Source organism: Mycobacterium asiaticum, assembly GCF_001668675.1.
In the GTDB taxonomy this organism is placed as follows: Bacteria; Actinomycetota; Actinomycetes; order Mycobacteriales; family Mycobacteriaceae; genus Mycobacterium; species Mycobacterium asiaticum_D.
In genome coordinates, this window is the sequence record NZ_LZKQ01000213.1 from 1 (window position 1) to 10,646 (window position 10,646).

The 10,646-nt window shown below is 66.7% G+C and carries 10 protein-coding genes and 1 pseudogene; 5 read left to right on the plus strand and 6 right to left on the minus strand.

The features are described from left to right. Positions 1-414: PE family protein (locus tag A9X01_RS18535; protein ID WP_172832560.1), on the minus strand; the 414-nt coding region annotated here is incomplete at its 3' end. Between the two features lie 76 nt (positions 415-490). Next, on the minus strand, positions 491-2,332 hold the full coding sequence (locus tag A9X01_RS18540; protein WP_065122154.1) for a serine/threonine-protein kinase: 1,842 nt from the start codon (positions 2,330-2,332) through the stop codon (positions 491-493). A 183-nt stretch (positions 2,333-2,515) separates the two neighbouring features. On the opposite strand from A9X01_RS18540, the gene lipY reads away from it, so the two are divergent. From lipY to A9X01_RS18555, 4 genes and pseudogenes are all read left to right on the plus strand, one after another. Next, positions 2,516-3,919 carry a triacylglycerol lipase LipY gene (lipY, locus tag A9X01_RS18545; protein WP_065122155.1) on the plus strand — a complete coding sequence of 468 codons (1,404 nt, stop codon included), beginning with the start codon at positions 2,516-2,518 and terminating at the stop codon, positions 3,917-3,919. An 82-nt stretch (positions 3,920-4,001) separates the two neighbouring features. After that, positions 4,002-4,706 (plus strand): annotated as a pseudogene (locus A9X01_RS32255) (BadF/BadG/BcrA/BcrD ATPase family protein); the annotation flags it as partial. A gap of 111 nt (positions 4,707-4,817) precedes the next feature. Then, a complete protein-coding gene (locus A9X01_RS32260) occupies positions 4,818-5,717 on the plus strand; it encodes an N-acetylmuramic acid 6-phosphate etherase (protein WP_436405284.1) in 900 nt (299 codons plus the stop codon). Continuing rightward, complete coding sequence (locus A9X01_RS18555) at positions 5,717-7,231, plus strand: serine hydrolase domain-containing protein (RefSeq protein WP_081282461.1); 1,515 nt, start codon at positions 5,717-5,719, stop codon at positions 7,229-7,231. Before A9X01_RS32260 ends, A9X01_RS18555 begins: the two co-directional genes overlap by 1 nt. Before the next feature lie 6 nt (positions 7,232-7,237). On the opposite strand, the gene A9X01_RS18560 is transcribed toward A9X01_RS18555, so the two are convergent. From A9X01_RS18560 to A9X01_RS18575, 4 genes are all read right to left on the minus strand, one after another. Then, positions 7,238-7,939: a M15 family metallopeptidase gene (locus A9X01_RS18560; RefSeq protein ID WP_065122157.1), complete on the minus strand. Its 702-nt coding sequence runs from the start codon at positions 7,937-7,939 to the stop codon at positions 7,238-7,240. Positions 7,940-8,035: 96 nt separating this feature from the next. Beyond that, positions 8,036-8,566 carry an SRPBCC family protein gene (locus tag A9X01_RS18565; RefSeq protein WP_065122158.1) on the minus strand — a complete coding sequence of 177 codons (531 nt, stop codon included), beginning with the start codon at positions 8,564-8,566 and terminating at the stop codon, positions 8,036-8,038. 30 nt (positions 8,567-8,596) lie between these two features. Further along, the gene (locus A9X01_RS18570; RefSeq protein WP_253849182.1) at positions 8,597-9,478 is read right to left on the minus strand and encodes a VOC family protein; all 882 of its coding nucleotides are present in this window, start codon (positions 9,476-9,478) and stop codon (positions 8,597-8,599) included. A 1-nt stretch (position 9,479) separates the two neighbouring features. After that, positions 9,480-10,337, minus strand: coding sequence for a phytanoyl-CoA dioxygenase family protein (locus A9X01_RS18575; protein ID WP_065122159.1), 858 nt, complete (start codon positions 10,335-10,337; stop codon positions 9,480-9,482). A gap of 64 nt (positions 10,338-10,401) precedes the next feature. Between A9X01_RS18575 and A9X01_RS18580 the strand changes: the two genes are divergently transcribed. Further along, on the plus strand, positions 10,402-10,626 hold the full coding sequence (locus A9X01_RS18580) for a hypothetical protein (RefSeq protein ID WP_065122160.1): 225 nt from the start codon (positions 10,402-10,404) through the stop codon (positions 10,624-10,626). Positions 10,627-10,646: the final 20 nt, after the last annotated feature.

Here is a 10,646-nt window from a genome sequence, read left to right on the forward strand (position 1 = left end):
TGGGGGGCGCCGGGCGGCCGCCCCCACCCCCACCCGCCGGCGAAAATGCCCGGCGTCCACCCCCCCCCCCCCCCCCCCACCAAACACCCGTGGGGGGGGGGGGGGGGCGGGGGGGGCGCCCCCCGCCGACAACACCGCGAGATTTTCCGCCTCGGCACTCGCGTAGGCGTTCGCGCCGCCGGTCAATTTCTGGATGAACTGGTCGTGGAACGCCGCTGCCCGCCCGGCCACGGCCTGGAATTCCTGGGCGTGTGAGCCGAACAGTCCCGCGACCGCGGTGGATATCTCGTCGATTCCGGCGCTGGCGATGTTCGTGGTGGGAGCCGCCGCTTGAAGTTGGGCGGAATTCAGATCGGACCCGATTGCTGCGAGGTCCCGTGCCGCGGTGATCAGACTTTCGGTTGCTACCTGCATCTTGCGGAGCATATCCACGAAGGTGTAGCGCTACAGCCGATTTGCGAAACTCCTAAACTCGGCAGGACCGGTCTGCTTATCCAGCAGCCTGCAGAGTGATATCCGAAACTTTCGTGCGGCTTTCGCCATTGGTGGTACCGAGTTTGGAAATCCACACCAGCACATTCGACGTCTTGGTCCGGTTATTTATCGTGATGCGGTTCTTACCCGGCTCCAGCGAAGCGGTGGGAGCCAACTCGGTGGTGTCGGACAACTTTGCTGGGTTATCCGTGGCTGATGAGCGGATTTGCACCTCGGTGCCGGTGCTGGACACGTTGAGCGTCACCACGCTCAGCGCGGTCGGTTCGGGCAGGTGCAGCAACAGGCCCATGCCCTGGATGAATCTCGGAAAGGGCTCCGCGTCGCGGTAGGTGACGGTGGACCACCCGGAGTCGGGGTCGCCGTCGATGGCCAACTTGGCGTCCTGCGGATTGTCGGGGGCGCCGTCCGGGGAGAACACGGTTGCGCTCACCGGCTTGACGATTGGTCCAGGGCGCGTCGGGTTGCCCGCGCCCTTGGTGAAGTACAGAACTGCGCCCGCGGTCAGCACGATTACCGCTATGACCGCGGCGGCCACCGCGGCGATGCGTGCCGCTTTGCGTTTCGGTGCAGGTGCAGGTGCAGGTGCAGGTGCAGGTGCAGGTGCAGGTGCGGGTGCGGGCGGGGCCGGCGCGGGTGCCGGCGGAGGTGCCGATGCTACGGCCGGCGGCGGTTCAGCCGGTGCCCGGCGCTGCTTCGGACGAGCACCGAGCGAGAGATTGACGACCTTGTCGGCGTCGAGGGTGTCCCCGTCCCAGAAGCCGCTGACTTCGACCTCATCGCCGTCTTCGAGCTGACCGGTGACGAGATCGGTCTGAATCTGGACCGGGACATGCGCCCGCCGGTTGTCCAGTTCGTCATACGGAACCAGGTGGAACGACAGCGTCCCGACCTGCTGGTCCGTGGTGACTGCGCTGCGCTGGACGCCGCGTGCGGTCCCGTGGACCACAATCCGCTCAAGACGCTGCGTGGCCGGACGTTGACCTGCGCCGCCCGCCGGCTTGGGGGCCTGTTGCGTCAGCGATTGAGCGAAATCCGCACAGGTCGGGTACCGCTGGCTGGGGTCTTTCGCCAGCGCCTTGATCAGCACGGCGTCCAGATGGGCGAGCTCGGGCCGGCGCTCCGATATCCGCGGGGGCGGCGAGTTCAGGTGGTGAGTGAGTACGACGGCGCGATTGGAGTCCTGGAACGGCGGCGCGCCGGTGAGCAGAAAATATGTAGTGGCCGCGAGCGCGTACTGGTCCGCTCGGCCGTCCAGCGACTTGCCGAGAAGCTGCTCGGGCGCCACATAGCTGATGGTCCCGACGGCGACGTTGGCCTCGGTCAGGTTGCTGACGTCGTCGATCTTGCGGGCGATGCCGAAATCGGTCAACAACACCCGGCGCCGGTGGCCGTCGGCCGCGGTCACCAGGATGTTCTCCGGCTTGACGTCTCGATGCAGCAGCCGGCGATCATGACCGAAGTCGAGCGCATCGGCTACCGCGGTCACGATCTCGAAGACGTCCTGTTCCGCCAGGCCGCGAGGGTGCCGCTCTCGCACCAACCGGCCCGCGTCGGCGCCGTCGACGTACTCCATCGAGATCCACAGCCGGCCGTTGAACTCGCCACGGTCGAGGACGCCGACGATATGGGGATGCCACAGCGTCGCAGCCAGCTCGGCTTCGCGAATGAACCGCGCACGAAACTCCTGATCCTCCGCGGAGGCCAGGGACAGAATCTTCAGCGCGTCCTGACGAGGCAGGCGCGGATGCTGGGCGAGATAGACCTCGCTCATACCGCCAGTGCCGAGTAAGCGCTGAATCACGTAGCCAGCGAAGACCTCACCGTTGTTCAACGGCATGCCCGAAAGCCTACAAACCGGCACGGTCTGGTAGCGAATCCGCCGGTGACGGCAGGGACGGGCCCCGTTTCTGTAATTCCGCTCACGATCGAACGGGCGCAGCGATAGATTTCGTTAGGGTCTGCGACCTCGGCATCCGCTGGGGACGACATACGGGGAAACGTGATGGAGGGGAGAGTTCCTATGTCGTTGATGGTGGTGCCGGAGTGGGTTACCGCGGTGGCCGCCGACGCGGCGGACGTCGCAGCGGCTATCGGTGCCGCCAACTCCGCCGCGGCGGCCCCAACGACCGGCTTGCTCGCCGCGGCCGAAGACGAGGTGTCCGCTGCCATCGCGGCCCTGTTCTCCGCGCACGGCGAGGGCTACCAGGCGCTCAGCGCGCAGGTCGCGTCGTTCAACCAGCGCTTCGTCCAGGCTCTGACCAATGCGAGCGGGGCATATGCTGCCGCCGAGGCGGCCAGCGCCGCTCCGCTGCAGACCTTCGAGGAGACCGTCGCCCTCTTCGAACAAGAGCTTGCGCAGGTTCCCAATGAACTGGTCACCGGCTTCAACCGGATCGCCAACGACATCTTCACCACCATTTTTGGTGCGCCGGCCGCACCACCCATTCCGGCGAACCAGCCAGGGACATTCACCGGCACGCCGTCGTTGATCACACGGTTCGAAGAGGCTTTGCTCTACCCGGTCAAGCCGCTGTTGAGTCTGTCGGGACTGGATGGGTATATCGCGACGCCGGGCAACCCGGTTTTGCAACTACTGGCCAGCGACATTCCGCCGTTGTCCTGGTTTCTCGGCAATTCCCCGCCGCCGTTATTGAATCTGCTTCTTGGCGAGACGGTCTCGTACAGCACGTATAGCAGTCCTACCGGCGGAACGATGAGCGTTGTGCACATCACGCCGATGAATGCCACTGGTGAGCAGGTGGTCGCAATTCACGGCGGCGCCTTCATTTTCCCGCCGTCCTTCCTGCACTGGATTCACTATTCGGTGATGGCCTACCAAACCGGCGCGACCATTCAAGTGCCGATCTATCCGTTGCTCCAAGAAGGGGGCACGGCCGGGCTGGTCGTGCCGATGATGGCCAACTTCGTCGCCTCGCAGACCGCGCTGTACGGCACACCGAATGTCAGCGTCATCGGAGACTCCGCGGGGGGCAATCTTGCGCTGGCCGCCGTTCAGCAGATGGTGATCGACGGTGCGCAAATGCCATCGCGGATGGTCCTGCTGTCGCCGTGGCTCGACTTGTCCATGACCAACCCGAATATCGCGTTCGTTCAGGATCCGTTGCTGCCCGTTGGGCTGGCGAAAATATTCGGCCAACAGTGGGCGGGCGGCTTGGCCATCAATAATCCCTGGGTGAGCCCGATACATGGATCGTTCGCCGGACTGCCGCCGACGACGGTCTACACGGGCAATCTGGACATTCTCTCGCCGGACGCCCTCGTGTTGAAGGCAAACGCCGCGCTCGCCAATGCTCCGCTCAGCTTCGTATTGGCCAACGGCCAGATCCACGACTGGCTCATTCTCACCTTGGACGGTCCCGCATATTGGCACCAGATCAACCAGGAACTAGGTATCGCGGCCTGATCGCGTCGAGACTGCACATCTGTAGCGGAAGTGCGAGTAGAGGCCTGCAGAACTTCAGTCTCGGCGAACGGCTTCTGCAACCATGGGTGCGGTGATCCTCTCCATCGATCTCGGCAAGACTGCGTGTCGTGTCGCGGCCGGTGGCTGGAAGGCACAGGGTCCCGGTGCGCCAGGTCTCGCGACACCGGGTGGACTCCGGGCCGCGCAAACAGCAATCTTGGCTTTGGTCAAGGACTTTGGCCCGGTAGAGGAGGTGGTCGTGGGGGCCGCCGGCGCTTTGGCCGCGCCGGACGCGGCACGCGCACTGGGGGAGGCGCTGCTCGGGTCATTGCGGGCACAGCGGGTCACTGTGACCAGTGACGCCGTCATCGCGCACGCCGGCGCGCTCGACGGGAAACCGGGCGCGGTGCTGATCGTGGGCACCGGTGTCGTCGCGCTCGCAATCGACTCGGACGGCGCGCTGCGCACCGCGGACGGCTGGGGATCCTGGCTGGGCGACGAAGGCGGCGGCGCCTGGATCGGCGCGGCCGGGTTGCGTGCGGCGCTGCGAGCCCATGATGGCCGCGGACCGTCCACCGCCCTACTGGATGCAGCGTGCGCCCGGTTCGGACCGCCGCAGACCTGGCCGGGCCAGTTCGCCGACGCGGCCACCCTCGCCTCATTCGCACCCGATGTGCTTGCCGCACAAGGTGATCGCGTTGCATCGGACATTGTGAGCGCCGCCGCCGAGGCACTTGGCGCAACCGCCCGGGCGGTCGGTGATCATCCGGTGGCGCTGGTCGGCGGGCTCGCCGACGTACCCGCGTTGCGAACGCACATCGATTTTGTGCCGCCCGTCGGCGATGCGCTCCAGGGCACCCTGCGGCTAGGGGTCATCCACGAGCCGCATTTGATCCGGGTGCAGGCGACGGCCACCGACAACCGCCTCGACGCACTTCCCACCGAGGCCGTACGGCCCGAACTGCACGACCTCGACACCCGCCCGATCGGTGAAGTGGTCGCCTTACTCGTCGCCGCCGAGGGAGAGGCACACGGCGCGGTGGCGGCCGCATTGCCCGGCATCACGGCCGCCGCCGAGGCGATCGTCGCGCGGCTGGAGCGGGGCGGCCGGTTGATCTATGCCGGTGCCGGCACTCCCGGCCGGCTCGGTGTGCTCGACGCGGCCGAATGCGGGCCGACGTTCAATACCGACGTCGTGCGCGGCGTCATCGCCGGCGGGCCCGCCGCGCTGACTCAGGCGATCGACGGCGCGGAGGACGTGTTCGATCCCGCCGATCTGGCCGACCTGACCGAAGCCGACGCGCTGGTCGGGATCACCGCGTCGGGACGCACACTGTACGTGCTGGGAGCGCTCGACTACGCCCGCGCGGTGGGGGCATTGACCGTCGCGATCGTCAACAACCCGCGCAGCGAGGCGTCGGCGGACGTGGTGATCGAGCTGTTGACCGGTCCGGAGGTGCTGGCCGGTTCCACCCGGCTGACCGCGGGAACCGCGCAAAAGGTTGTGCTGAACGCGATCTCGACCAGCGTCATGATCGCCCTCGGCAAGGCCTACGGACCGCGAATGGTCGACGTGCGCGCGACCAACGCCAAGCTGCGCCGCCGTACGGTGCGGATCGTCCGCGATGCGGCCGGGGTCGACGAGCAGACCGCGGCCGCGACGCTTGCCGCCGCGGGCGGTCACGCCAAGACCGCGATCGTCGCGCTGCTGGCCGGCATCGACGCCGAGCAGGCCGCGGTACGGCTGAAGGAGACCAACGGCCGGGTTCGCGAAGCCGTCATGGAGCGTTCGCGGTGATACGAAAAGGCCTTGCCGTGGCGACGGTGCTACTCACCTTGGTTGCGGCCTGCGGTCACGACCAAAAAGCACCGCCGCCGGTGAGTCAGACGACCCAGCCGCCGCCCGTCGCAACCCCCAGCACCGCAACCATTTCCAAGCTGCCGGAAGAACCCACCCCACCCGCGTTCGCGCCGCTCGGCAAACTGATCACCGATGCGATCGCGGCGAACAAGCTGCCGGGCGCGGTCGTGCTGGTCGGACATCATGGCGAGATCGCGTTCCACCACGCCTACGGCGCACGCCGGCTTGCCAGTGAACCCGGGCTGGACGGTTCACCCGCGCCGGCAGACCCGATGACCGAAGACACCATCTTCGACTTGGCTTCGCTGACAAAGATTCTCGGCACGGCGACCGCGGTCATGCAGCTCTACGAACAAGGCATGGTGCAATTCGACGATCCGGTGCAGCAGTATCTGCCCGACTTCAACCCGGCCAACGATCCGCGCCGAGCCAAGGTCACCGTTCGCATGCTGCTCACCCACACCTCCGGTGAGACGGGGGACGTCGAACTGAAAGATCCGTGGGGCCTGGACCGGCCCGACAAAGCCGAAGGCATACACCGGGCGCTAACCACACCGTTGGAGTCGGGTCCGGGCGAGGTGTTCCGCTACTCCGACATCAATTTCATCCTGCTCGGCGCGCTCGTCGAGAAGCTCACCGGCGTGGCCGAAGACGTCTACGTAGCCGAACACGTCTTCGCGCCGCTAGGCATGACCGAGACCCGTTATCTTCCGGTAGCGAAAGCGTGTGGGCCACATACGGTTCGAGGCGCCGCAGTCGGGTGGGCGCCGACATCGAACGGCGGCGGCGCACCATCGGCTTGTCCCGCCGGCAGCTGGAACACCGACCTGTTACCCCGCATCGCCCCGACAGCACGTGACGAAGAGGGCAGAGCCGACCCAGGCAAGAACCCCGACCTCGACCATCTGCTGTGGGGCACCGTCCATGACACGACGGCGCGACGGATGGGCGGCGTGGCCGGGCATGCGGGCGTGTTCTCGACGGCGCAGGATGTCGGCATCTTCGCGCAAGCGCTGCTGGACCGGCTGGCTGGACGTCCGAGTCAATTCCCGTTGCTGCAAACGACGTTGGAACTGATGACCACTCCGCAGCAGCCTGGACACACGGCTACCCAGGTTGAGGCGGCGAACAACGCGACCAGGGAAGCCGTCGCGAAGAGACCGAATACCCGGGATCCGCTACTCGCGCCACGCTATCCGGCGATCCCCGGCCAGAATCTGCGCGGCTTCGGCTGGGACATCGATACCCCGCTCTCGGGGGTACGGGGTGCGGTCTTCCCCGTCGGCGGTTTCGGTCACACCGGCTTCACCGGAACCTCGATCTGGATCGACCCGGCCTCGGATACCTATATCGTCTTGTTGGCCAACTCGATTCACACCCGCGGCAGTCCGCCGATGTCGGATCTGCGGGGCGAAGTGGCGACGGTGACGGCGCGGGCCCTGGGGCTGTAGGGGCTCTCACATCCGCTCGAAATGCTGGTAATCCGGGGTCTTCCAGCCCCCACCCCACTGCCAGCCCCGATCGGAGAAGGCACGTTCGGCCGGGTCGCCAGTGTGGATGAGCCCGGGATCCGTGCGGCTGCGGTCCAGGTAGGCCGCGGCGTTGCGCGGTTCGAAATACCCGGTGACATACAGGCACGGATTGATCAAGGGGTTGATATCGATAGCGCGGCCGTAAGCGTGTGGTGACCACTCGGTGGTTCCGGGGATCTGTCGGCAATTGAACGCAGAAGTGTTGTTGTCCTCCATGGACAGCTCGTCGTCCGCGTCCGAGTAGTGGTCGACAGTCTGCATCTTGTCGACGGGATAGCCGATCTGGCGCAGTTGCTCGAAGATCGCGATGACATCGGTAACCAAGGCTTCGTTCACCACCAACTGGCCGCGGTGAGTCTGGCCGTCGAAGCTGACGTAATCGATGTCCACGCGCCGCAGCTGATCCGGCTCGACGGGACAACCCGGCTGCCAGGTCGTGCCGAGTTCGGCGGCAGTGACCGGCTGCACTGCCGCCGGCGGCGCCTGCGCTGCAGCGGTACTCGACGGGGTCGGATTCGGCGACGGGGTCGCACTCGACGACGGCGGCGGCGACGTCACCGCGCGAGGTGGCGTCGCGGGGGAGCACTGCACCAGCGTGACGGCCGCCGCCAGGCCGACCGTCATCATGGCACCGCGCCACCTCACAAGCGTCCAACCTACCGGCAAGCCGGCATGCGGCTCGGCTGGGCGAACTCGTGCGGACTGCCGGCAACGACAGTGTCGCTACGAGGCGGGCACGGCACTAGCCGACGCGGCGCGCACGGCCAGCCGGGCCAGGTTACGCAGCGAATTATCCAGATGCTCGCGCTCGAAGGGTGGGAACTCGATGTCGCGGTATTCCGGCGGCACGGCCGACCAGTCGTAGCTCAACACGACCTCGGTCGTCGACGGGTCCACCGCCTCTAGGTCGTATCGCCAGATCCAGCCCCCGAACGCGAGGCACTCGCCGCTTGCCGACTTCAGCACTGTGCCGGGTGTGGCGGCGTCTTGTCCCGGCTCCCAGGCGATGGCGCTGGGCGGATCGAAAACGACAACCCTGTTGACCATCTCGTAGTGCTTGTTGGGGTGGTCATCGTGGTACATCGCCATCCGGAAGATTTGCCCGGGCGCCGTCAGCAGTGGCGCATCGACGGGTTCGCGCACCCATCCGGTGCCGTCGATCGCCGCGTGTGTGCCCGGGTCCGCGAGCACACCGAAGATCACGTCGGCCGGGGCGTTGACGGTGGTCGTGGCGGCCATTCGTTTCTGAGTCATAGCTGTACTGACCGTCCGGGCGCACAGAAGTCATCGCTGCTCAAGCGCGGGCTCGATCAGCAGGGTCGGTACGCCACAGGTCCCGTCCTTCACACTGAGCACGCGCGTGCCGGGCTTGCGACCCGGGCGGACCTCGGAGACGTCGAGCCCGGCGGCGGCGAGCCGGGTCCGGACGGCCTCGGCGTCCGGCACCCGCCACGACAGTCCCCAAAGCAGATCGATGTCGGTCGCACCGCCGGTGTCGCGGAGGGGTTGGGCAAGCTCGACGGTCACCCGACCAACCCGCAGGAAGACCAGTCGCATGCCCCAGTCCGGGAAGCTGCGATCGAGCGCGAGACGCAGGCCGAGTCCGTCGCGGTACAGGGCGATCGCGGCATCAGCATCGGCGGTCTGCACCACGGCGTGGTCGAGGCCGGTGACAATAGCATCCGTGGATCCGACGGGCTCGGCATCGGGAAGAGCCTCCGGGTTCTGGTGTTGGATCGCGATGATCAGCACGCCGCGGGTACGCATTTCCGGTAACAGCACGCTGCGCCACCGCCGCTCCTGCCCGGTATTCGTGCCGCGGCCCAATCCGGGTGAAACCGCGGGCGGCTCAAAGCCATTGGCTTCGAGCTGCGCGTGCGCGGCTTCGATGTCGGACGTAGCGAACGCAAGCCCGATCGGGCCCTCGCCCCGGCGGTCCAGCTGGGCCGCGACCGTGTGTCCGAGCGGTCCGTCGCCGTGTGGGCTGATCAGCTCGAGGTAGGTGTTGGATAGCCGGAACAGGGTATTGGCCGTACCCCAGCCCGGATGCGCGCCGCGCCACGACGGGTTGCAGGACAACAGCGTGCGGTAACGGCGCGTGGCGTCGTCGAGGTCACGCACGGCGAGAATGACGTGATCGAGCGCATCGAACACCGAATCAGCCAAGCTACTGATCGGCGTCGAGCAACCGCAGCGGATGCAGCCCGTCGACCGCGCCGACAAATGGCGGATGAATGCTGTAGCCGAGCATGCGGCGAATGTCGTCGGAGACCGATCGGGCGATGTCACGTGACACCGACAGGCTGAAGGCCTCCATCGGCCGTAGCCACGGCTCGCAGTATTGCGCGGTGACGGCCAGCCGATCGCTCACTGAAGTGTTTGCGCCGCCGCCATGCCACAGCGTGCCCACGAAGAGGACGCACGATCCGGCGGGCATCACGACGGGCATTGCCTCGTCGTCCGGGCCCGGTCGGCGCTTGCCCCAGCGGTGGCTCCCGGGATAGAGGACCGTCGCGCCGTTGTCGGCGGTGAAGTCGTCGATGGCCCAGATCGTAGCCGCCGCCAGGGGTGCGCGCGGCCGCGGAACGGGGTAGAACCCGTCGTCGTGGTGCGGCAGCTGGGTGGACTCGCCGGGCTGAATGTTGATCGCCTGCAACGCCGAGAGCAGATAGTTGGGCATCAGCAAGCGATCCAGCACCGCCAGCACCCGGGGATTGTCGACCAAGCGATCGCACACCCGGGTTCTGCTCAACACGCTGTAGATGCGCTGGGTGCGCCGGCCCTCGAACGAGTTCCGTCCGGTATGTCCCAGCCAGGGGCGGACCTCGTCACGGATCTGGCGGCATTGCTCATCGCTGAGCAGGTTTTCCCAGATGACGTATCCGTCGCGGTCGAGCGCCGCCATGTCGGCCTCGACGACCGCGCTCTCGACCGAACTGCCGCTGGTCGGTGTCCACCGGTAGCGCTGCGCCAGGTCACCCCGAAGGTCCTCGAGCGTGGTAACGGGCTCGTCGTCGATGGTCATCGGTCAGTCCTACGTGAAGCGCGGGTTCGTCTTAACGACCACACTAAGCCCGTAGCCTGGATCCGTGGCTGACAATTCGTGGAGCGTCCAGATCGGCGAGCCGGAAGACCCCACCAACCCGGGCATCCCTTCGGTGCCCACTACCGTTTACGAAGGTGACGAAGACGGTGCGCGGGCTGCGTATGCGGAGTCCACGGCGAAGGCGACCGAGCAGGACTACCGCTACGTGATGCTTCGTCACCTCGGTGAGGTCGTCGAAACGTGGGGAACCCCGCCGGCCGTCGGATAGCCACGAAAGGATCGAGATGA

Excerpts from the sequence above, each read along its gene's own strand:
- A9X01_RS18540 (WP_065122154.1), bottom strand. The coding sequence starts at position 2,332 with ATGCCGTTGAACAACGGTGAGGTCTTCGCTGGCTACGTGATTCAGCGC.
- lipY (WP_065122155.1), top strand. The coding sequence starts at position 2,516 with ATGTCGTTGATGGTGGTGCCGGAGTGGGTTACCGCGGTGGCCGCCGAC.
- A9X01_RS18560 (WP_065122157.1), bottom strand. The coding sequence starts at position 7,939 with ATGATGACGGTCGGCCTGGCGGCGGCCGTCACGCTGGTGCAGTGCTCC.
- A9X01_RS18565 (WP_065122158.1), bottom strand. The coding sequence starts at position 8,566 with ATGACTCAGAAACGAATGGCCGCCACGACCACCGTCAACGCCCCGGCC.
- A9X01_RS18575 (WP_065122159.1), bottom strand. The coding sequence starts at position 10,337 with ATGACCATCGACGACGAGCCCGTTACCACGCTCGAGGACCTTCGGGGT.